Source organism: Crossiella cryophila, assembly GCF_014204915.1.
GTDB classification, from domain to species: domain Bacteria; phylum Actinomycetota; class Actinomycetes; order Mycobacteriales; family Pseudonocardiaceae; genus Crossiella; species Crossiella cryophila.
The window spans coordinates 8,609,575-8,631,278 of record NZ_JACHMH010000001.1 but is presented as its reverse complement, the minus strand read 5'-3'; the positions used below and the strand labels follow the sequence as shown (position 1 = coordinate 8,631,278).

General features: G+C 70.8%; 22 protein-coding genes. 14 read left to right on the top strand and 8 right to left on the bottom strand.

The window, feature by feature from the left end; genetic code table 11:
* Positions 1–68 precede the first annotated feature (68 nt).
* Positions 69–812: an HD domain-containing protein gene (locus HNR67_RS37045; protein ID WP_246492679.1), complete on the bottom strand. Its 744-nt coding sequence runs from the start codon at positions 810–812 to the stop codon at positions 69–71.
* Between the two features lie 25 nt (positions 813–837).
* Between HNR67_RS37045 and HNR67_RS37040 the strand changes: the two genes are divergently transcribed.
* From HNR67_RS37040 to HNR67_RS37005, 8 genes are all read left to right on the top strand, one after another.
* Positions 838–1,299, top strand: coding sequence for a MarR family transcriptional regulator (locus tag HNR67_RS37040; protein WP_185007692.1), 462 nt, complete (start codon positions 838–840; stop codon positions 1,297–1,299).
* Positions 1,300–1,367: 68 nt separating this feature from the next.
* Entirely contained in the window at positions 1,368–2,249 is an 882-nt protein-coding gene (locus HNR67_RS37035) for a bile acid:sodium symporter family protein (RefSeq protein ID WP_312988912.1), read from the top strand.
* A gap of 176 nt (positions 2,250–2,425) precedes the next feature.
* The gene (locus HNR67_RS37030) at positions 2,426–3,037 is read left to right on the top strand and encodes an ANTAR domain-containing response regulator (protein WP_185007690.1); all 612 of its coding nucleotides are present in this window, start codon (positions 2,426–2,428) and stop codon (positions 3,035–3,037) included.
* A 270-nt stretch (positions 3,038–3,307) separates the two neighbouring features.
* Complete coding sequence (locus HNR67_RS37025) at positions 3,308–4,516, top strand: branched-chain amino acid ABC transporter substrate-binding protein (protein WP_312988910.1); 1,209 nt, start codon at positions 3,308–3,310, stop codon at positions 4,514–4,516.
* Between the two features lie 99 nt (positions 4,517–4,615).
* On the top strand, positions 4,616–5,626 hold the full coding sequence (locus HNR67_RS37020) for a branched-chain amino acid ABC transporter permease (RefSeq protein ID WP_312988908.1): 1,011 nt from the start codon (positions 4,616–4,618) through the stop codon (positions 5,624–5,626).
* Complete coding sequence (locus tag HNR67_RS37015; protein WP_185007686.1) at positions 5,623–6,765, top strand: branched-chain amino acid ABC transporter permease; 1,143 nt, start codon at positions 5,623–5,625, stop codon at positions 6,763–6,765. The genes HNR67_RS37020 and HNR67_RS37015 overlap by 4 nt, the downstream gene beginning before the upstream one ends.
* Positions 6,766–6,827: 62 nt before the next feature.
* Complete coding sequence (locus HNR67_RS37010; protein ID WP_185011551.1) at positions 6,828–7,685, top strand: ABC transporter ATP-binding protein; 858 nt, start codon at positions 6,828–6,830, stop codon at positions 7,683–7,685.
* Complete coding sequence (locus HNR67_RS37005; protein ID WP_185007684.1) at positions 7,672–8,385, top strand: ABC transporter ATP-binding protein; 714 nt, start codon at positions 7,672–7,674, stop codon at positions 8,383–8,385. The genes HNR67_RS37010 and HNR67_RS37005 overlap by 14 nt, the downstream gene beginning before the upstream one ends.
* A gap of 120 nt (positions 8,386–8,505) precedes the next feature.
* Here HNR67_RS37005 and HNR67_RS37000 read toward each other — a convergent pair whose 3' ends face one another.
* Complete coding sequence (locus tag HNR67_RS37000) at positions 8,506–8,934, bottom strand: PaaI family thioesterase (protein WP_185007683.1); 429 nt, start codon at positions 8,932–8,934, stop codon at positions 8,506–8,508.
* Positions 8,935–9,058: 124 nt separating this feature from the next.
* On the opposite strand from HNR67_RS37000, the gene polA reads away from it, so the two are divergent.
* Entirely contained in the window at positions 9,059–11,701 is a 2,643-nt protein-coding gene (polA, locus tag HNR67_RS36995) for a DNA polymerase I (RefSeq protein WP_246493877.1), read from the top strand.
* A 43-nt stretch (positions 11,702–11,744) separates the two neighbouring features.
* Here polA and HNR67_RS36990 read toward each other — a convergent pair whose 3' ends face one another.
* Positions 11,745–12,041 carry a hypothetical protein gene (locus tag HNR67_RS36990; RefSeq protein ID WP_185007679.1) on the bottom strand — a complete coding sequence of 99 codons (297 nt, stop codon included), beginning with the start codon at positions 12,039–12,041 and terminating at the stop codon, positions 11,745–11,747.
* 97 nt (positions 12,042–12,138) lie between these two features.
* Here HNR67_RS36990 and HNR67_RS36985 point away from each other — a divergent pair, with 97 nt between their 5' ends.
* The 5 genes from HNR67_RS36985 to HNR67_RS36965 all read left to right on the top strand — a co-directional run bounded on the left by HNR67_RS36985 (position 12,139) and on the right by HNR67_RS36965 (position 16,204).
* Complete coding sequence (locus tag HNR67_RS36985) at positions 12,139–12,687, top strand: P-loop NTPase family protein (RefSeq protein WP_312988904.1); 549 nt, start codon at positions 12,139–12,141, stop codon at positions 12,685–12,687.
* A 78-nt stretch (positions 12,688–12,765) separates the two neighbouring features.
* On the top strand, positions 12,766–13,659 hold the full coding sequence (locus tag HNR67_RS36980; protein WP_185007675.1) for a carbohydrate ABC transporter permease: 894 nt from the start codon (positions 12,766–12,768) through the stop codon (positions 13,657–13,659).
* Positions 13,656–14,498 carry a carbohydrate ABC transporter permease gene (locus HNR67_RS36975; protein ID WP_185007673.1) on the top strand — a complete coding sequence of 281 codons (843 nt, stop codon included), beginning with the start codon at positions 13,656–13,658 and terminating at the stop codon, positions 14,496–14,498. Before HNR67_RS36980 ends, HNR67_RS36975 begins: the two co-directional genes overlap by 4 nt.
* A 6-nt stretch (positions 14,499–14,504) precedes the next feature.
* Entirely contained in the window at positions 14,505–15,107 is a 603-nt protein-coding gene (locus HNR67_RS36970) for a hypothetical protein (protein WP_185007671.1), read from the top strand.
* A complete protein-coding gene (locus tag HNR67_RS36965) occupies positions 15,104–16,204 on the top strand; it encodes a Gfo/Idh/MocA family protein (protein ID WP_185007669.1) in 1,101 nt (366 codons plus the stop codon). Before HNR67_RS36970 ends, HNR67_RS36965 begins: the two co-directional genes overlap by 4 nt.
* A 7-nt stretch (positions 16,205–16,211) precedes the next feature.
* On the opposite strand, the gene HNR67_RS36960 is transcribed toward HNR67_RS36965, so the two are convergent.
* Genes HNR67_RS36960 through HNR67_RS36940 form a run of 5 tightly spaced genes read right to left on the bottom strand, consistent with a single transcriptional unit; the run spans position 16,212 to position 21,699 of the window.
* Positions 16,212–17,306 carry a hypothetical protein gene (locus tag HNR67_RS36960; protein ID WP_185007667.1) on the bottom strand — a complete coding sequence of 365 codons (1,095 nt, stop codon included), beginning with the start codon at positions 17,304–17,306 and terminating at the stop codon, positions 16,212–16,214.
* 5 nt (positions 17,307–17,311) lie between these two features.
* Positions 17,312–18,388 carry a hypothetical protein gene (locus tag HNR67_RS36955; protein WP_185007665.1) on the bottom strand — a complete coding sequence of 359 codons (1,077 nt, stop codon included), beginning with the start codon at positions 18,386–18,388 and terminating at the stop codon, positions 17,312–17,314.
* Between the two features lie 5 nt (positions 18,389–18,393).
* Positions 18,394–19,488, bottom strand: a complete 1,095-nt coding sequence (locus HNR67_RS36950; protein WP_185007664.1) for a hypothetical protein — start codon at positions 19,486–19,488, stop codon at positions 18,394–18,396.
* Positions 19,489–19,493: 5 nt separating this feature from the next.
* On the bottom strand, positions 19,494–20,585 hold the full coding sequence (locus tag HNR67_RS36945; RefSeq protein ID WP_185007662.1) for a beta propeller repeat protein: 1,092 nt from the start codon (positions 20,583–20,585) through the stop codon (positions 19,494–19,496).
* A 4-nt stretch (positions 20,586–20,589) separates the two neighbouring features.
* Positions 20,590–21,699 carry a sialidase family protein gene (locus tag HNR67_RS36940; protein ID WP_185007660.1) on the bottom strand — a complete coding sequence of 370 codons (1,110 nt, stop codon included), beginning with the start codon at positions 21,697–21,699 and terminating at the stop codon, positions 20,590–20,592.
* Positions 21,700–21,704: the final 5 nt, after the last annotated feature.

The window sequence follows — 21,704 nt, the reverse complement described above, 5'->3', positions numbered from 1 at the left end:
TTTGACTGTCCGGCATGGGCTGCTTGGTGTCGAGAAATTTCACCCTCATGCATCATAAGACGGGGTCATCATATTGCTGATGGATTGAATTCCGGAACCGGCCGCGCATTGCCCTGACCGCGCTGAGTTCCAGTTCGCCGTTCGGTCCGCGTGATGGCCTCGCCGATGACGGGGCGGGCCTTCAGCCAGAACTCGTGCACCGGGTCGCCTGGCGCGTATCGGGTGAGAACCTCGTCGATCCGATCGGTGTAGGAGAGGTACTGGCCGTCCGGGCCGGTGGTCAGATCCGCGGTCGTCAGCGCGTCGGAGAACTCGTCATCCTCGAACGGATAGCGCGCCATCAGGTGCCCGAGCCCGCGTTCGACGGCCTCGAACCGTGCGCCTGAGTGGTGCGCCACCAGGTTCACCAGCTTCGGTGGAAAGCCCCGCTCCGCCAGGTATTCCGCGCCGTCCACGGCATGCAGGCGGGAGGCGACCAGTCCCGGGGAGTACCCGATGTCGTGCAGCCAGGCGGAGGCGACGAGCAGCTTCGCCGCCGCCTGATTGTGCGCGTCGGAGTCCCCGTCCCGGCGAACCGCGCCACTGATTTCCGCCGCTCGGGCGGCCACCCCGCGCACGTGCCGCCAGCGCCGCTCAAGTGGGGTCAGGAGTTGGGCAGCTGTCTCGCCGGCGGCTTTGACCAGATCCGCGGCGTTGTCCCGCTCCCATTCGGCAACCGTGTCCAGCGCGGTCGCTCGGCTGATCATCAGACCTCCAGCTGCTCGGCTGTCCGGCGCGCGGTGGCCGGGCTCCGGTGGGTTGACCTCCAGCATGCTTGAGCTTTTAGCGTCTGGTGGCATGGAACCTGACGATGCGGAACTCGCGCGGCAGCCGGTCGGCTACTGGACCGGACTCGCGCATGAAGTGGTCATCCGGCACATCCGCGAGACCGACAGCACCCTGGGCGTGACCCAGCGGCACCGGATGACGCTCAACGCCCTGGCCAGTCGCGAGGGTGGGATGACCAGAACCGAGGTCACCGACTTCCTGCGGCAGTACCTGACACCGCAGATCGGGGAGGTGTCGACCTATCCGGCGGTGCTGGACGATCTCCTCGACAAGGGGTGGATCGTGCTGGGGGACGGCGGACGGCTCACGCTGACCGAGGCCGGGTATGACGGGCGGGCGCGGCTGGCCGAACTCGCGGTGGGGATCCGGCGCCGGTTGCACGAGGGGGTCAGCGACGCGGACTACGTCGCCGCGTTGCGGGTGTTGCGCCGCATCATCGCCAACGTGGGTGGCCCGGTGACCCTGCCCTGAGCCGTGGGGGGCTGACGTACGGTCTGGGCGGGTGATCTTGGCTTTCCTGGGGTTGGCGAGGAGTTCGCGTGTCGTTCTCGATGTTCCTGCCGGTGGCGCTGGCGCTGGTGATGTTCGGGCTGGGCCTGACGTTGACGGGGGTGGACCTGCGGCGGGTGGCGCGGTCGCCGCGGGCCGCGGTGATCACCTTGGCCTGCCAGATGCTGGTGTTGCCGGTGGTGGGTTTCGGGCTGGTGCTGGCGTTCGGGCTGCCGGCCGAGCTGGCGGTGGGGGCGATGTTGCTGGCGGCCTCGCCGGGTGGGAGTTCGGCGAGTTTGTTCAGCCATCTCGCGGGTGGGGATGTCGCCCTGAACATCGCGGTGACGGCGTTGAACTCGGTGCTGGCGCTGGCCACGCTGCCGATCGTGGTCGACCTGTCGATGACCTATTTCCTGGGCGCCGGCAAGGAGATCGGGTTCCAGGCGGACAAGCTGGTGCAGGTGTTCGCGACCGTGCTGGTGCCGGTGGCACTGGGGATGTGGGTGCGGCATCGGTTCAGCGCGTTCGCGGTGCGGGTGGCGGGGTGGGTCAAGATCGCGGCGGTGCTGGTGCTGGCGATCGTGGTCACCACCGCGGTGGTGACGCAGTGGACGGTGTTCCTGGCCCACCTGGGCGGGGTTGGGTTGTGGGCGCTGGCTTTCTGCGTGTGCTGCCTGGTGATCGGGTACCTGGTGCCGAGGGTGTTCCGGGTGCCCAGGGAGCAGGCGATCGCCTCCGCCATGGAGATCGGCATCCACAACGGGGTGCTGGCCATCGCGGTGGCCACGGTGGTGCTGGGCAGTCCGGTGCTGGCGATCCCGGCCGCGGTCTACGGGATCGTGATGAACTTCCCGACCGCGGTGGCCGCGTTCGCCTTCGCCCGCGGCACGCGGCGGCGGGTCGGGGCGGTGACGCCCGCCGGAGGAGGGTGAGTGGGGGCCTCGCGGGTGTCCGGGGGCGGACAGTCCGGAAGCGGCCAGCGGGGGCGCGGGGCTCGCGGCGTGGAATGTCACACCGATCACCTGCCGCGTTCACAAAGTCGTCTCGGGGGCACAGGTAAGCTGCGGTTTCGCGTTCAGTGCAGTGCCGAGACCGCAGGAGGACCCCGGTGACCCAGCCGGCTGCCGAGGCCCAGGAACAGGCCGCCCCCGTCCAGCGCCGCGTGCTCGTCGCCGAGGACGAGGCGCTCATCCGCCTCGACCTGGTGGAGATGCTCCGCGAGGAGGGCTACGAGGTCGTCGGCGAGGCCGGAGACGGCGAACGGGCCGTCGAGCTGGCCGGTGAGCTGCGGCCGGACCTGGTCATCATGGACGTCAAGATGCCCAAGAAGGACGGCATCGAGGCCGCGGGCGAGATCGCCAGGGAGCGGATCGCGCCGGTGGTCATCCTGACCGCCTTCAGCCAGCGTGAGCTGGTCGAACGCGCCCGCGACGCCGGGGCGATGGCCTACCTGGTCAAGCCGTTCGCCAAGCGGGACCTGGTGCCTGCCATCGAGCTGGCCGTCTCCCGGTTCGCCGAGCTGAGCGCGCTGGAGAACGAGGTCGCCGGGCTCACCGAACGCCTGGAGACGCGCAAGGCCATCGAGCGGGCCAAGGGGCTGCTGATGACCAAGCAGGGGCTCTCCGAGCCGGAGGCGTTCCGCTGGATCCAGCGCACCGCCATGGACCGCCGGACCACCATGAAGGCCGTCGCGGACGCCGTGCTGGACAACCTGAACTGAACACGCGGTGAACCCATCTGGTCACCCTCCGTTGGCCTGCTCCGGAGTGTGATGTAAACGGTGGGTTACCACCCGTTTGGATCTTGTTTCTTCTTGACCGGGTCTGCTTCGTGTTCGGTGCGTCACCACCGTCACGATGTGGACACGCTCCTGTAGCGACCCTGGGCTTAGACGAAACGGACAGCTACTTTCCGGTCCAACCACGTCCCGGAGTGGTACGGGACACCGCCGCCGTTCAGCCGGTGGCGGATTGGGCAAGTGGAGGTACGGGTGTCTGGAGCACGACTCGTGCGGACCCTGGCGGTTGCGAGCGTTATCGCGCTCACCGTCGCAGGGTGCGGAGGCGGTAGCGGTTCAACGGGCAACGGGGGGCAGACCTCGGGCGGACAGGCGGCCCCTGGCAAGCCGGGTGACGCGGCCGACCCGCGCGGCGACGGCAACGCCAAGTGCAGCAACATCTCGCTCGCCTACATCGGCACCATCAACGGCGGCAACGCCGCGCTGGGCCAGGCCATCCTCAACGGCGCGCAGCTGGCGATCAACCAGCACAACAGCGCGAACGCCGGTTGCCAGGTGAACCTGAAGAAGTACGACTCCGAGGGCAGCCCGGACAAGGCGCCGGGTGTGGTCACCCAGGCGATCACCGACACCACCATCGTCGGGGTGATCGGCATGCCGTTCTCGGGTGAGTCCAAGGCCGTCGGCGGCACCTTCAACGAGGCCGGTCTGGTCACCATCACGCCGTCGGCGACCAACCCCGGCCTGACCAAGAACGGCTGGAAGACCTTCTTCCGCGGGCTGGGCAACGACGCGGTGCAGGGTCCGGCCGCGGCCAAGTTCCTCACCGAGGAGCTGAAGGCGCAGAAGGTCTGCGTGATCAGGGACGACTCGGAGTACGGCACCGGCCTGGCCGACGCGATCAAGGGCGCGCTGGGGTCGAAGGTCACCTGCGAGGACCAGATCAAGACCAACCAGCGCGAGTTCTCCGCCACCGCGAGCAAGCTGAAGTCCGCCAACGTGGACGCCATCTTCTTCGCCGGCTACTACGCCGAGGGCGGCCCGCTGGCCTCCAAGCTGTTCGACGAGGGCATCAAGGCGAAGTTCGTGGCGCCGGACGGCACCAAGGACGATGAGTTCATCAAGGGCGGCGCGGACGGCGCCGAGGGCGCGTACCTGACCTGCCCGTGTGTGCCCGCGGACGCCTTCACCGAGTTCTCCACCGCCTACAAGCAGCTCTCCGGCAAGGAGCCGTCGACCTACTCGGCCGAGGGCTACGACGCCGCGACGATCCTGCTCAAGGGCATCGACAAGGGCCTCAAGGACCGGGCCGGTCTGCTGGACTTCGTGAAGAACTACGAGGGCCAGGGCCTGACCAAGAAGTTCAAGTGGGACGCCACCGGCGAACTCACCGACACGCCCGTCTGGTCGTACAAGGTCGAGGGCGGCAAGATCGTCAAGTTCAAGCCGATCACCAAGTAATCCCGACCTGAGACATCACCGCACTGGGGCACGGATGCACGCATTCGCCTGCGTATGTCCGTGCCCCAGGCGTGTGCACCGTAAGAAACGGGCGGATCTGTGATTCAGCAACTAGGCACAGTTCTCGCGCAGGACTCGGGAAGCGGAATCGGCTTCAACGTTGACCTGCTGCTGGAGAACTTCTGGGCGAACACCGTGGACGGTTTGTCCTACGGCAGCATCTACGCGCTGATGGCGTTGGGCTACACCCTCGTCTACGGCGTGCTGCGGCTCATCAACTTCGCGCACTCCGAGGTGTTCATCGCGGGCGCCTTCGGTATCTGGTTCACCTTCGACGCACTCGGCTTCAAGCCGGGGCCGACTCCCTCGCTGGGCACGGGGGAGATCATCGCCACCCTGGTGCTGGCCATCGGGGTCGGCATGATCGTCTCCGGCGCGGTGGCGGTGATCGTGGAACGCGTCGCGTACCGCCCGCTGCGCAAACGGAACGCGCCATCGCTGGTCTTCCTGATCACCGCGATCGGCGCGTCCTTCGTGCTGCAGCAGATCTTCTTCGTCTGGCGGGGCGGCAACGCCGAGGGTGCGATCCGCATCATCCGGCCCACCACCCAGTTCGAGATCTTCGGCGCGCGGGTCACCAACGTGCAGATCATCGTGTTCCTCGCCGCGCTGGTGCTGATGTTCGCCGCGGACACCTTCATCAAACGCAGCAGGCTCGGCCGCGGCATCCGCGCGGTGGCCCAGGACCCGACCACCGCGACGCTGATGGGCGTCAACCGGGAGCGGGTCATCATGGTGACCTTCCTCATCGGTGGTCTGCTGGCCGGCGCCGCCGCGTTGTTCTACGTCATGCAGATCCCCTCCGGTGTCATCTACACCGGCGGCTTCCTGCTGGGGCTCAAGGCGTTCACCGCCGCGGTGCTCGGCGGGATCGGTAACCTGCGGGGGGCGGTGCTCGGCGGATTGCTGCTGGGTGTGGTGGAGAACTACGGACAGTCCCTCTTCGGCGGGCAGTGGCGCGATGTGGTCGCGTTCGTCCTGCTGATCGTCGTCCTGATGTTCCGGCCCACCGGCATCCTCGGCGAGTCCCTCGGGAAGGCACGGGTATGAACGCACAACACGAGAAGACCGCGGCCGTGCCCTTCGGCCAGCGCGTGCGTGACTGGTGGAACGGCCTGAACCGGTTCCAGCAGTGGGGTGTGCTCATCCCGCTGGTGGCTCTGCTGTACCTGCTGCCGCTGATCAACCCGCCGCTGCTGACCACTGAGCCGGGCACCGACTTCCAGATCGCGCTGTTCAACGCGGCCCGGTTCGCGCTGATCGCGATCGGGCTCAACGTGGTGGTCGGCCAGGCCGGTCTGCTCGACCTGGGCTACGTCGGCTTCTTCGCCGTCGGCGCCTACGTCGCGGCGCTGCTGACCTCGCCGGAATCCCCGCTGCGCTGGGACTACCCGTGGATCGCGGTGATCCCGGTCGCGATGCTGGTGACCATGGTCTCCGGCGTGTTGCTGGGGACACCGACACTGCGCTTGCGCGGGGACTACCTGGCGATCGTGACCCTGGGCTTCGGCGAGATCGTGCGCCTGCTGGCCGACAACGTCCCTGGGCTGCGCGGCAACCGCGGCTTCCAGGAGGTCGGCCGCCCTGAGCTGGAGAACGCGGCGGGTCTGCCGATCTTCAACTCCACCAACGGAACCCCGTGGTACTGGCTGACCATCACGATCATCATCATCGTGCTGGTCTTCGTCGGGAACCTGGAGCGCAGCCGGGTCGGCCGGGCCTGGATCGCCATCAGGGAGGACGAGGACGCGGCCGAGATCATGGGCGTGCCCACGTTCAAGTTCAAGCTGTGGGCCTTCGCCATCGGCGCCGCGATCGGCGGTCTGTCCGGGGTGTTGTACGCCGGCCAGATCGGGTTCGTGAACAACCAGAAGTTCGACGTGGTCACCTCGGTGCTGTTCCTGGCCGCGGTGGTGCTCGGCGGATCGGGGAACAAGGTCGGGGTGATCCTGGGCGCGTTCGTCATCTCCTATCTGCCGGATAGGTTCCAGGAGATCGCCGAGTACAAGTACCTGATCTTCGGTATCGCGCTGATCGTGCTGATGCTGTTCCGCCCGCAGGGTCTGCTGGGCGCGCGGCAGCGGCTGCTCGCCAGGGGCAGGCAGGCTTATCAGAAGCTGCTGGGCAAACCGGAGCAGATCGCCACGGAGAGTTCGATGCTCGACTCGAAGAAGGGGGTGCAGGGGTGAGCGCGGACAAGCGCGACGACGAACCGGTCGTCGAGGGCGGTCTGGTCGCCGAGCTGGAGCGGATGACCCCGGAGGAGCGGGCCGCGCACGAGGCGGAGGTGGCCGAGGCGGTCGCCGCCGACCGGGACATCGCGGTCGAGGTCGGGGACACCCTGCTCAAGCTGGACGAGGTCACCATGCGCTTCGGCGGGCTGGTGGCGCTGGACGGGGTGAACTTCGAGATCCGCCGCGGCGAGATCCTCGGGCTCATCGGCCCCAACGGCGCCGGCAAGACCACCTGCTTCAACGCGATGACCGGCGTCTACCGGCCCACCAGCGGCCAGGTGCTGCTGGAGGGCAAGCCGATCGGCAAGCGCAAGCGCTTCCAGATCACCCGGCTGGGCATCGCCCGCACCTTCCAGAACATCCGCCTCTTCGGCGAGATGACCGCACTGGAGAACGTGGTCGTCGGCACCGACGCCCGGCACAAGACCAGCGTGATCGGCGCCCTGCTCCGCCTGCCCCGGCACCACGCCGAGGAGAAGTCCGCGGTGGAGAAGGCCATGGCGCTGCTGGAGTTCGTGGGCATCGCCGACCGCGCGGCGGAGAAGGCGAAGAACCTGCCCTACGGCTACCAGCGCAGGCTGGAGATCGCCAGGGCGCTGGCCACCGAGCCGAAGCTGCTGTGCCTGGACGAGCCCGCTGCCGGGTTCAACCCCGCGGAGAAGGAAGAGCTGATGGGGCTCATCCGCAAGATCCGCGACGACGGGTACACCGTGCTGCTCATCGAGCACGACATGAAGCTGGTCATGGGCGTGACGGACCGGATCGTGGTGCTGGAGTTCGGCAAGAAGATCGCCGAGGGCCTGCCTGCCGAGATCCGGGACAACCCGGCCGTGATCGCCGCCTATCTGGGGGTGCCCGACGATGGCGCTGCTTGAGCTGAACAACATGTCCGTGCACTACGGCCGGATCCAGGCCCTGACGGGCGTCTCGCTGCACGTGGAGCAGGGTGAGATCGTCAGCCTGATCGGCGCCAACGGCGCGGGCAAGTCCACCACCATGCGCGCCATCAGCGGCGTGCGCCCGCTCTCCGGCGGCACCATCCGCTTCGACGGCGAGGACATCACCAAGCTGCGCGCCGACCTCCGGGTCGTCCGCGGCATCTGCCAGTCCCCGGAAGGCCGGGGCGTTTTCCCCGGCATGACGGTGCTGGAGAACCTGGAGATGGGCTGCTACACCCGCAAGGACAAGGCGGCCATCGCCCAGGACTTCGAGCGGGTCTTCGAGCTGTTCCCCAGGCTGGCCGAACGCAAGAGCCAGGTCGGCGGCACCATGTCCGGCGGTGAGCAGCAGATGGTCGCCATCGGCCGCGCGCTGATGGCCCGGCCGAGGGTGCTGCTGCTGGACGAGCCCTCGATGGGCCTGGCCCCGCAGTTCATCCAGCAGATCTTCCGCATCATCCGGGAGATCAACGAGCAGGGCACCACGGTGCTGCTGGTGGAACAGAACGCGCAGCAGGCCCTGAGCCGGGCCCACCGCGGTTACGTGCTGGAGACCGGCCGCATCGTGAAGGAGGGCACGGGCGCGGAGCTGCTGGCCGACCCGTCCATCAAGGAGGCGTACCTGGGCGTCGCCTGACGTCCACAACAGCCAAATTGGCGTACAAGAACGGCAAACACTCCGGCAGGGGGTCCCAACCTGCCGGAGTGTTTGCCGTTGTGGGACGGGGTTTTGGCCGTTGTGGCACGGCCGGGAGGGTCAGCTCTTCGGGTCGCCCGGCGGGCGCTCGCGCAGGATGCAGGTCAGCTTGGCCGTGCACAGGCGGTGGCCGTCCTCATCGCTGATGACGATCTCGAAGGTGGCCGTGGTCTTGCCCCGGTGCAGTGGCTGGCACACCCCGGTGACCAACCCCGACCGCCCCGCCCGGTGGTGCGTGCAGGCCAGCTCCAGCCCGAGCGCGATCCGCTCCGGCGCGGCGTGCATGGCCGCGGCCACCGACCCCAGCGTCTCGGCCAGCACCGCGCTGGCGCCGCCGTGCAGCAGCCCGTAAGGCTGACGATTGCCCTCCACCGGCATCGTGCCGACCAGCTTCTCCGGGTCCCACGAGGTGATCTCGATGCCCATCTTCTCCGTGAGCTGTCCTGCGGGGGAGCTGCTCAGGTCGACCGTGCTCACCAGGCTCACCATCACCTTTCCGGGGGTCCGCGCGCGGGTGGCGCGGGAATCGTCGTACCGTCACCTTAGACTCGCCGCCGTGACCCAACCCGACCGCCTTGACGCGCGCCGACTGTTGCTCATCGATGGGCACTCGATGGCCTACCGGGCCTTCTTCGCCCTGCCCAAGGAGAACTTCCAGACCGCGACGGGGCAGACCACCAACGCGGTGTACGGGTTCACCTCGATGCTGATCAACCTGCTCCGGGATGAGCAGCCGTCGCATGTCGCGGTCGCCTTCGACGTCTCCAGGGTCACCTTCCGCACCGAGGCCTACGCCGAGTACAAGGCCACCCGCAGTGCCACGCCGGATGAGTTCCGCGGGCAGGTCAGCCTCATCCAGGAAGTGCTCTCCGCGCTGGCCATCCCGTTCCTGAGCAAGGAGAACTTCGAGGCCGACGACCTCATCGCCACGCTGACCACCCAGGCGGAGGCGGACGGGTTCGACGTGCTCATCTGTACCGGGGACCGGGACGCGCTGCAGCTGGTCACGCCCAAGACGACCGTGCTGTACCCGGTCAAGGGCGTCTCCGAGCTGACCCGGTTCACCCCGGAGGCGGTGCAGGCCAAGTACGGCCTCTCGCCCAACCAGTACCCGGACTTCGCCGCGCTGCGCGGCGACCCCTCGGACAACCTGCCCAAGATCCCCGGCGTCGGCGAGAAGACCGTCACCAAGTGGATCCAGGAGTTCGGCTCGCTGGCCGCGCTGGTCGACCGGGTGGACGAGGTCAAGGGCAAGGCCGGGGAGAACCTGCGGGCCAACCTGGACGCGGTGCTGCTCAACCGGCGGCTCACCGAACTGGTCAGGGACGTCGAACTGCCGGCCACCATCGCCGACCTGGCCGCCCAGTCCTGGGACCGGGACGCGGTGCACCGGCTCTTCGACGAGCTGGAGTTCCGGGTGCTGCGGGACCGCCTGTTCGCCACCCTGTCCACCGCCGAACCCGAGGCCGAGGAGGGCTTCGAGGTCAGCGGCGAGACCCTGGCCTCAGGGGCGGTCGCGGACTGGCTGGGCGAACACGGGCGCGGCGGCAGGCTCGGCCTGTCCTTCGTCGGTGACTGGGCCCGCGGCGCGGGTGACCTCACCGGCATCGCGCTGTCCACTGTGGACGGTCAGGGCGCCTTCGTGGACGTGACCGCGCTGACCCCCGAGGACGACGCGGCACTGGCCGCCTGGCTGGCCGATCCGGCCGCGCCCAAGGCCGCGCACGACGTCAAGGGACCGCTCTACGCGCTGCGTGCCCGCGGCTGGACGCTGGCCGGGCTCACCTCCGACACCGCCCTGGCCGCCTACCTGGTCCGCCCCGGTCAGCGCTCCTTCGACCTCGGCGACCTGGTGCTGCGCTACCTCCAGCGCGAACTGCGTGCCGAGGACACCGGCGGCGACGGCCAGCTCTCCCTGCTGGAGGACGAGACCGAGACCGTGGCCAAGGCCGCGACCAGGGAACTCCTCCGGGCCCGCGCCGTGGCCGAACTGGCGGGCGCGCTGGATGAGGAACTGGCCAGGATCAGCGCAACCGGCCTGCTCGCCGAGCTGGAACTGCCGCTGCTGGGGGTGCTGGCCGAGCTGGAGATCACCGGCATCGCGGTGGACGACGACAAGCTCACCGAGCTGGAGGCGCACTTCGCCGGCCGGGTCAAGCAGGCCGCCCAGGACGCCTACGGGGTGATCGGCAAGGAGATCAACCTGGGCTCGCCCAAGCAGCTCCAGGTGGTGCTCTTCGACGAGCTGAACATGCCCAAGACCAAGCGCACCAAGACCGGCTACACCACCGACGCCGAGGCGCTGCAGAAGCTCTACGAGGACACCCAGCACCCGTTCATGGCGCACCTGCTCGAACACCGGGACGCCACCCGGCTCAAGACCACGGTGGACGGGCTGCTCAAGTCGGTCTCCGACGACGGCCGCATCCACACCACGTTCAACCAGATGATCGCCGCCACCGGCAGGCTCTCCTCCACCGAGCCGAACCTGCAGAACATCCCGATCCGCACCGAGGAGGGCCGCACCATCCGGCAGGCCTTCGTGGTCGGCGGCGGCTACGCGGAGCTGATGACCGCGGACTACAGCCAGATCGAGATGCGCATCATGGCCCACCTGTCCAAGGACGAGGGCCTGATCGCGGCGTTCAACTCCGGCGAGGACCTGCACACCTACGTGGCCGCCCAGGCATTCGACGTGCCGACCGGCGAGGTCACCGGCGAACTGCGCCGCCGGGTCAAGGCCATGTCCTACGGCCTGGCCTACGGCCTGTCGGTGTACGGCCTGGCCCAGCAGCTGCGGATCTCCGCCGAGGACGCCCGCGCCCAGATGGACGCCTACTTCGCCCGCTTCGGCGGCGTCCGCGACTACCTGCACGAGGTCGTGGAGAAGGCCAGGCGGGACGGCTACACCGAGACCATCCTCGGCCGCCGCCGCTACCTGCCCGACCTCAACAGCGACAACCGCCAGCGCCGCGAGATGGCCGAGCGGATGGCCCTCAACGCCCCCATCCAGGGCAGCGCGGCCGACATCATCAAGGTCGCCATGCTGGGCGTGCACCAGGCCATCGCCGGCTCCGACCTGCGCTCCCGGATGCTGCTGCAGGTGCACGACGAACTCGTGCTGGAGATCGCCGAGGGCGAACGGGCCGCGGTGGAGGCCCTGGTGCGCGAGCACATGGGCAACGCCTACCAGCTCGACGTGCCACTGGACGTCTCGGTCGGGGTCGGCCAGTCCTGGGACGAGGCCGCGCACTGAGTCAGGCGCGTGGGCGTGACCGGGAGGTCGCGCCCACGCCGGTTCAGCGGCGCGGCTCCTCCGGGCGGCCCAGGTTCACCGGCCCGGAGATGTCCCTGGCCTGCACCACCGAGCCGGTCACCGTGCCGCTGACCGAGTTGGTCACCGAGCCGCCGCGCTCGCCGTCGTCCTCGGCCGAGGATGCCTGCGCCCACAGCGCCACCCCCGCCGCGGCCAGCGTCAGCACGCCAACCGCGACCCAGGCCCACACGTTCGTGCCCAGTTCGGTGGCCACGTTGACCGACACCCCGATACCGGAGGCCACCATCGCGGTGGCCAGCGCGAACATCCAACGGCGCATCCGAGCGACCCCTCCGCAACATGGTCGGCCCTGACAAGCAGGCCTCCGGAGATAAATGACATTCGGATACGCAGAGTACGCCAGTAAGCTACCTGCCGTGTTGCTCCACTGGGCCGAGCCGTTGAGTCAGAAACCCCGCCGCATCCTCGTCGCCGGCGCCTCCGGGGCCGGGAAGACGACCATGGTCCGGGAGCTGGCGCGGATCTTCGCCGCGCCCGCGGTCGAGCTGGACGCGCTCTACCACGGTCCACAGTGGATTCCCCGGCCCACCTTCCTGGCCGAGGTCACCGAATTCGCCAACAGCGAGAGCTGGGTGTGCGAGTGGCAGTACGAGTCGGTGCGGCCGCTGCTGGCCGAACGGGCCGACCTCATGGTGTGGCTGGACCACCCTCGGCACACCGTGATCCGCCGGGTCACCTGGCGGACGCTGAGTCGCCGCGGTCGCCGCGAGCCGCTGTGGAACGGCGAGCAGGAACCACCGCTGCACACCATCCTCACCGACCCGGAACACGTGATTCGCTGGGCCTGGACCACCTACCCCAAGGTGCGCGCGCGGGTGCGCGAGATGCTGCCCACCCCGCTGCCCGTGGTGCGGCTGTGCGGACAGCGCCAGACCGATGCCTGGCTGCGCTCCATCGTCGGCTGAAGTTGTTGACACCCGCCTGATCCGCCGCCTACGGTCCGCCTTGGTAAACGCTTTCATTCTGGGTGGACGGGGGTGGCCATGCGGCAACGCGCGTGGCCGGCCTACGTGTTCCTGCTGCCCTGGCTGCTCGGCGCGGTCACCCTGACCCTGCTGCCGATGGCCGCCTCGCTCTACCTCTCCTTCACCGACTACAACCTGTTCGAGACCCCACGCTGGGTAGGTCTGGCCAACTACGTCGAGCTGTTCACCCAGGACGACCGCTATCGCACCGCGGTCGTGGTGACGCTGAAGTACGTGCTGGTCTCGGTGCCGCTGAAACTGCTGCTCGCCTTCGCCGCCGCGCTGCTGCTGAACTCGCTGCGCGGCCGGGGGAAAGCCTTCTACCGCTCCGCCTTCTACGCGCCCTCGCTGCTGGGCGCCAGCGTCGGACTGGCGCTGGCCTGGCGTTCGCTGTTCGACCGCGGCGGCGCGGTGCCCTCCCTGCTCGGGCAGCTGGGCATCAGCACGCCGAGCTGGGTGGACGATCCGGACTGGGCGCTGTGGGCGGTGGTGCTGCTCTCCGCCTGGCAGTTCGGCGCGCCCATGGTGATCTTCCTGGCCGGGTTGCAGCAGATCCCGCCGGACCTGCTGGACGCGGCCGCGGTGGACGGCGCTGGCTGGTGGCGGCGGCTGGTCAGCGTGGTCTTCCCGGTGCTCTCGCCGGTGATCTTCTTCAACCTGGTGCTGGAGGCCATCCACGCCTTCCAGGCGTTCACCTCGGCCTTCATCATCAGCTCCGGCCGCGGCGGACCGGCCGACGCGACCCTGTTCTACACCCTCTACCTCTACGAACGCGGGTTCGGTGACTTCCGCATGGGCTATGCCGCCGCGATGGCCTGGATCCTGCTGCTGGTGATCGCCCTGGTCACCGCGCTGCTGTTCCGCTCGGCCCGCCGCTGGGTGTTCTACGGCGACGACCTGGCCGGCCGATGACCGCCCGCCGGTTGCGGCTGCTGGCCACCCACCTGGCCGCGCTCGCCGCGCTGCTGCTGGTGCTCTACCCGCTGCTCTGGCTGCTCACCGCCTCGGTCCGCCCGGTCGCCGAACTGATGGGCAGGCTGGACACGTTGTGGCCCAAGGTCATCGACCTCAGCGGCTACCAGCAGGCCCTGGAAGGCGCCGGTGGCGTCGGGTTCGGCACTTTCCTTGGCAACTCGCTGATCGTGGCCACCGGCACCGCGCTGGGCAACGTGATCTCCTGCGCGCTGGCCGGATTCGCCTTCGCCCGGCTGCGGTTCCGGCTGCGCGCGCCGCTGTTCGCCTTCGCCCTGCTCACCATCATGCTGCCCGCGCACGTCACGCTGATCCCGCAGTACGTGCTGTTCCAGCGCACCGGCCTGATCGACACCTTCCTGCCGCTGGTGCTGCCGAAGATCCTGGCCACCGACGCGTTCTTCGTGTTCCTGATGGTGCAGTTCATGCGCGGTATCCCACGGGAGCTGGACGAGGCGGCCACCATCGACGGCTGCGGCCCGTTCGCCACCTTCCGGCACATCGTGCTGCCGCTGGCCAGGCCGGCGATCGTGACCACCGCGCTGTTCAGCTTCATCTGGGCCTGGAACGACTTCTTCAGCCAGCTCGTCTACCTCAACTCCGCCGACAACTACACGATCCCGGTGGGGCTGCGGCTGTTCATCGACCAGACCTCCTCCTCGGCCTACGGCGCGATGTTCGCCATGTCGGTGCTCTCATTGGTGCCAATCCTGCTCTTCTTCCTTGCCTTCCAACGCTTCCTGGTTCAAGGTGTAGCGACCTCGGGCTTGAAGGGGTGAACGCCGATGGCGGATCGGACGCCTGCCGGGCACCTACGGCGCCCCACCGTGTGGTGGGACCGCCTGTCCGCACTGTCCGACACCGTCCTGCTCGGCCTGCTCGTCGCGTTGTGCGCGGTGCCGGTGCTGACCCTGCCAGCCGGGTTCGCCGCCGCCTGCGCGGTCATCGCCCGCTGGCGCGAGGGTGACTCGCCCGCGCTGCTGCCGGTCTTCCGGGACACCCTCGCCGACGGCCTGCGCAGGCACCTGCTCGCCGGGGTGGCCTTCGTCGCCGCGAGCCTGCTGCTCGCGCTGAACCTGAGCCTGCTGCTGGACCTGTCCCTGCCCGGTGGCGCGGTGCTGCGCTGGCTGGTCGCCGGGGTCAGCCTGTGCGCGTTCACCCTGCTCACGCTGACCGCGGCGGTGGCAGGGGCGACCGGTCGGGGCTGGCTGTCCGCGGTGCGCGCCGCCTACGGCAAGGCCGTGCTGGGGCCAGGGGCCTTCCTGCTGCTGGCCACCGCGCACGTGGTGGCCGGTGTCCTGGTGTGGACGCTGCCGCCGCTCGCGCTGGTGGTGGCCGGACCGCTCGCGCTGGCCGCCACCGCGGCGAGCCTGCGGGAGGAACCGTGAGCGGTGCGCCCCGGCTGGCACTGGCCGGAGTGCACGGCCACGGCCGCCACCACCTTCAGCACGCCCGGGACCTGCACGAGCAGGGCCGGATCGACCTGGTCGCCGTCTGCGACCCGCGTGATCCCGGCCCGCTGCCGCCCGGGGTGCGGCACCACCCGAACCTGACCGTGCTGCTGGCCGCCGAGGCGCCCGCGGTCACCATCATCGCCACCCCGCCGCACACCCACCGCGCGCTGACCGTGGCCGCCCTGCGTGCGGGCAGCGATGTGCTGCTGGAGAAACCCCCGGTGCTCGACCTGGCCACCCTGGAGGAACTCCTCGCGCTGGAGGCGGAGACCGGGCGGCGCTGCCAGGTCGGCTTCCAGACCATGGGTTCCCCGGCCCTGCACCGGCTGGCCGAGCTGGTCGCCGACGGCGGCCTCGGCGAGGTCCGCGGCATCGGCGGCCAGGGCGCCTGGACCCGGACCGACGCCTACTACCGGCGCGCGCCCTGGGCGGGCCGCCGTCGCCTGCACGGCGAACCGGTCCTGGACGGCGCGCTGAGCAACCCGTTCGCGCACACCGTGCACGCCGCCCTGGTCGCCGCCGGTGCGCAGCGGGCCCGGCCACTCGGCCTGGACCTGGAGTTGTTCCGCGCCAGGGACATCGAGGCCGACGACACCGGCTGCGTGCGCCTGCGCTTCGCCGCGCACCCCACCGTCACCGTCGCGGTCACCCTGGCCGCCGAACAGTCCACCGCACCCCGGCTGATCGCGCACGGCAGCACCCGCCGGGCCGAACTGGCCTACGAAGCGGACCTGCTCACCGTCGACGGCGAACCCGTCCCGACCCCACCGCGGTCCGACCTGCTGGCGAACCTGCTGGACTTTCGCGCGGACGGCACCCCGCTGCGCTCACCCCTTGCCGACTGCCGCACCTTCACCGAGGTGGTCGCCGCCATCGGCGATGCCCCGGCCCCAGGGCGTGTCCCGGACCGCTTTCTGTCCGAAGTGGACAGTGGCGAGCGGCGCCGGGTGATCGTGTCCGGGGTGGACGCGCTGGTGACCGCGTCGGCCGAGCGGATGGCCACCTTCACCGAACTGGGCGCGCCGTGGTGAGCGGGATTCAGGCCACCCAGAGCCGGGTCCAGGTGCTGCCGTCGGCGGAGACCAGGTGCTCGTAGGGGGTTTCGGCCAGGTAGCCGCCGCGGGTCCAGGTCACCGTGCCCTTGGGCAGCCGCTGCTCCGCCGCCACCGTCCGGAACTCGCGGCCGCCGCCGGTCCCGGTCACGGTCTGTCCTGACCGGTCCAGCAGCCGGGGCTCGCCGTCCGCGCCGACCACCAGGGCCGCGGTCAGCGAGGGGCTGGCCACCCCGGCCTGCACCCTGGCCCAGCTCGCGCCGCCGTCCCCGCTGCGGTACAGCGTCAGCAGCGATCCGGCCGCCTCCGCCCCCGGCCCGGTCACCCCGACGTACACCGCGTTGCCCGCCACCGCCACACCCGCCTGCCACCAGCCGGCATAGGGCGCCGCGGGCAGTTCCCGCACCAGCCAGTCCCGTCCGTCCACGCTGCTGGCCACCACCGGCGCGCGCCCGTCGACGGCCCGGCCGACCACCCACCAGCGCCCGTCCCGCGCGGGCACCGGCAGCGGGCGTGGATCGGTCAGCGCGGGCGGGTGCCGCAACGCCGCCGACTGCCCGGACCCTGGCAGCACCACCCGCAGCACGCACCGGCTCTGCTGGCACTGCCGTTCCAGCCGCGACCCGGCCGGGATCCCGTCCACCGGCGCCGCCTCGCCCTCGACCCTGGTCCAGCTCCGCCCGCCGTCCCCGCTGTAGTGCTGATCCGGGCCCGCGCCGACCCGCAGGCGTTGCGGCCCCAGCACCACGAACCCGGTGAGCCCGCCCAGGTAGCCGCCGACCCCTGGCGGCAGGTCGCGGTGCTCGGCGGACTGGAAGCCGTCGGTGGTGGCCAGCAGGTGCGCCTGGCAGACATCGGCCGGGCCGTCCCGGCAGACCCGGCGGACCGCGTAACCGTGCCGGTCGTCGGCGAAGTCCAGGGCCACGATCCCGGTCGGCGCGCGGTCCGGTTCCAGTTCGGCGCTCGTCTCGGGTGCGGCGGTGGGTTCCGGCGGCGGCCCGGCCTGTTCGCGCAACGCCACCACGGCCGTGACCGCCACCGCGAGAGCCAGGGCGGCGAGCAGGATCCGGTTGCGGCGCATGGCGTTCAGCCCTTCGGCAGGAGAGTCCAGGTTACGCCGTCGGGGGAGTGGCTGGTATCGGTTTCGGCGGCCAGCAGGTGCCCGGAGCGGGTGGGGTAGGCCGCCCACCCGTTGAGCACCTCCTCGGGCCGCGCCGGGCGGAAGGACCGGCCGCTGTCCTCACTCACCCAGGTCTGACTCGCCTGGTCGAGCCCGGTCAGCCTGCCGTCCGGCCGGGGGATGAGTGCCAACAGGACGTTCGGGTACCGGCCCTCGGTGCTGTGCCACCTCAGTTCCCACCGCTGGCCGTCGCCGCGATACAGGTTCTGCAGGACGCGGCCCTGCGGCTGGGCCTCGCCGTCGATCAGCAGGTATCCGGTGTGCCCTGCGAAGACCAGCTGCACGCGTTTCGGCCTGGCCACCGGACCGGGCGGCAGCTCCCGCACCTGCCAGCCGCGCCCCGCGTCGGCGGTGTCGGCCACGGCCAGTCGGCCGCGGTGCGTCCCGACCACCCGCCAGCGGCCCGCGGCGTCCGGGTGCGGCACCGGGCGCACGTCGCCCAGCGGTGGCAGTCCACGCAGTTCGGCCCTGCGCCCGGACTCCGGCAGCACGACCAGCACCCGCGGCGCGCAGCCGGTGGGCGTGCAGTCCGGTTCGAGCACCGCGCCCGCCGGGATCCGGTCCACCGGCGGGGCGTCCTCGTCGACCCTGGTCCAGCTCTGCCCGGCGTCGGCGGTGAACCAGCGGCGCGACCCCTCCCACACCACCAGCCGGGACGGCCCCAGCGCCACCAGGTTGATTGCCAGGTGCTGCTGGTCGCCACGCAGTTCCGGTGGCAGCTCGCGCGGCGCCACCCGGCCGTCCTGCCCGGCCAGCAACGTGTGCGCGCACCAGTCCTGACCGTCGTCGCGGCAGTGGGCACGCACCCCGAACCAGTGCCGCTCGTCGGCGAACTCCACGCCCCGCAACGCGATCCGCCGGGGCGGCTCGGCGGCGGCCTCCGGCTCGGGCGGCGGCGGTCCGGCCTCCTCCCGCAGTACCAACACGGCCGTCCCGGCCAGTGCGAGCACCAGGGCGGCGAGCAGGATCCGGTTGCGGCGCATGGGATTCAGTCCTTGGGTAACAGCGTCCAGGCCACGCCGTCGACGGAGTGGCGGAGTTCGGTCTGCGAGCCGATCAGGTGGCCGGTCCGGACGTGCCAGATGAACTCGCCGGGCAGTTCCTCCTCGGGCCGTGCCCGCCGGAACGTGCGGCCGCCGTCCTCGCTGACCCGGTTGAGGCGTTGCTGGTCGAGTGCGGTGATCCGGCCGCCGGGACCGGGCACCAGGTCGTAGAGGGAGCGCAGCGGCTGCTCGCCGGAATCGTTCCGCCACACCAGCTCCCAGCCCTCGCCCTGGCCGCGGTACAGGAATGTGGGGATATCGCTCGGGTATTGCCGAGGCACGGCATCGATCTGCAGGTACATGCCGCCGTCGGCGGAGGTCAGCCGGACACGTTCGATCTTGTCCGGACTGCCGGGCGGCAGCGCGCGCACCTGCCAGCTGTGCCCCTGATCCGCGCTGGTGACCACCACCGGTTTCCCGTCCAGCACCCCGACCACCCGCCAGCGGCCCTGCCGGTCCGGGATCGGCACCGGGTGCGCCTCGGTCAGCGGTGGCAGGCCGCGTAGTTCGGCGCGGCGGCCGGAGTCCGGCAGGACGACCACGACCCGCTGTTCGCACCCGGCGAGGGTGCAGTCCCGTTCCAGCACCGCGGCGGGCGGGATCCGGTCCACCGGCGCGGCCCGCTCATGGATCTCGGTCCAGCTCTGTCCGGCGTCCCCGGAGTACCAGCTCCGGAAGTACCTGGTGTGCACCAGGACCTGGCGCGGCCCCAGCGTCATCAGTCTGACCTGCGGCCGTTCCTGCTCGCCACGCAGTTCCTCCGGCAGCTCGCGCACCCGGGTCACCCCGTCCTCGACTGCCAGCAGCGTGCGCACGCACCCGAACATCGGTGGCCGGTGGCACCGGGCCCGCAGCCCGAACCAGTGCCGTTCGTCGGCGAAGTCCGCGGTCTCCAGCACGGCTTCCCGCGGCGGCTCGGCGAACACGGTCGGACCCGGCGGCTCCGGCGGCGGTGGTCCGGCCTGCTCGCGCAGTGCCACCAGCACCGCGGCGACCAGCGCCACCGCGAGCAGGGCGAGCAGGATCCGGTTGCGGCGCATGGGGTTCAGCCTTTCGGCAGGACGGTCCAGGTGCCGCCGTCGGGGGAGTGGCTGATGTCGGTGAAGGAGGTGACCAGGTGGCCCTTCCGGGTGTGGCTGATCCACACGCCGGGCAGCTCCTCCTCGGGCCGGGCCGGCCGGAACGTGCGGCCGCCGTCCTCGCTCACGCCGGTGGCCCGCTGGTGGTCGAGGGAGACGAGCCGGTTCCCCGGCGCGGGGACCAGGCCGTACATGCCGCTCAGCGGCTTCTCGCCGGGGGTGCTGCGCCAGACCAGCCGCCAGTCCGCGCCCTCCCCCCGGTACAGGCCGGTGCTGGTGTCGCCGCCGGGCGGCGGCTTGCCGTCGACCTGGAGGTAGCCGCGGTCCCCGGCCGGGATCAGCTGCACGCGTTCGATCTCCGTGGGCCCGCCGGGCGGCAATGCGCTTGTCTGCCAGCTGTTCCCGTGGTCCGCGCTGGTGGCCACCACCGGTTTCCCGGCGAGCGTCCCGACCACCCGCCAGTGGCCCTGGCCGTCCGGGATCGGCACCGGGTGCGGGTCGGTCAGCGGTGGCAGCCCGCGTAGTTCGGCAGGGCGCCCGGACTCCGGCAGCACGACCACGATCCGCTGTTCGCAGCCGGAGAGGGAGCAGTCCCGCTCCAGCACCGCGGCCGGTGGGATCCGGTCCACCGGCGCGGCCCGCTCGTGCACCTCGGCCCAGCTCTGCCCGGCGTCCCCGGAGTACCAGCTCCGGAAGTACCGGTTGCGCACCGCGACCTGGCGCGGCCCCAGCGCGAGCAGGGTGAGCCGCTGGTGTTCCTGGTCGCCGCGCAGTTCCTCGGGCAGCTCGCGCACCCGCGGCGCCCCGTCCTCGACGGTGACCAGCGTGCGCACGCACCGGTCCCGGTTCGGCTCCCGGCATTGGGCGCGCAGCCCGAACCAGTGCCGTTCGTCGGCGAAGTCCGCGGTCTCCAGGATGGTCGGCCGCGGCTGCTCGGCGATCGCGGTCGGACCCGGCGGCTCCGGCGGCGGTGGTCCGGCCTGCTCGCGCAGCACCACCAGCACCGCGGCCAGCAGGGCCACCGCGAGCAGGGCGAGCAGGATCCGGTTGCGGGTCATCGATTCATCCGTTCGGCAGTGGCGTCCAGCGCACGCCGTCGGGGGAGTGGCTCAGTGTGTTGCCTGCCTCGGCCAGGTAGCCGGTGCGGGCCCGCCGCGGCCGGCCGCGCGGGATCTGGTCCTCGGGCCGGGCGGGCTGGAAGGAGCGGCCGCCGTCGGCGCTCACCCAGCCGTCGCCCCGCTCGTCGGTGGCGGCCAGCTGCCCGCCCGGCCGGGGCAGCACCCCGGTCAGCGAACGCGGTTCCGGCCCGGCCGGATCGGACTGCCAGACCAGCTGCCAGCGGGCGCCGTCGTCGCGGTACAAGGCCGTCGCGGGTTTGCCGTCCCGCTCCGGCGGCCTGCTCGCCAGCCGCAGGTAGGTGCTGCGGCCGGACAGCGCCACCTCGGCGTCGATCAACTGGCCACGCGGTCCCGGCGGCAGTTCGCCGACCTGCCAGCTGCGGCCGCGGTCCGCGCTGGCGGCCAGCACCGGCCGGTCCGCACGCCTGCCCACCAGGCGCCATTTCCCGTCGGCGTCGGCGAATCCGGTGTGCAGCACGATCTCGGTCAGCGGCGGCACCCCGCGCAGCTCGGCCCGGCGACCGGAGTCCGGCAGCGTCACCATGATCTTCGGCGTGCAGCCGGGCAGCGGTTCGCAGTGGCGTTCCAGGACGCCGTTCGGCGGGATCTCGCCCACCGGCGGCGCGTCCGGGCCGACCTCGGCCCAGTGCTGCCCGCGATCAGCGGAGTACCAGCGCCGTCCCGGATCGCTCTGCACCAGCAGCCGTTCCGGCCCGAGCACGGTCACCCCGACCGCGGTCCCGCCGCGCTGCCCGCGTAGTTCGGCTGGCAGTTCCCGCGACCGCACCTGGCCGTGCTCGGACTCCAGCAACGTGTGCGCGCACCGCCGGGCGTCGGTCTCCTGGCACCGGCCCTGCACACCGAACCAGTGCCGCTCGTGCACGAAGTCCACCGCGCGCAGCACCAGCACCATCGGCTGATCGGAGACCGTGCCTGCCGGCGCGGCAGGCGGCGGCACCGAGTCCTCGCGCAACACGATCACGATCGCCACCAGCACCGCGCACACGGTCGCCCCGGCCAACGGCATCCGCCACCGGGAGGGCAGCTCGGTCACCGGTG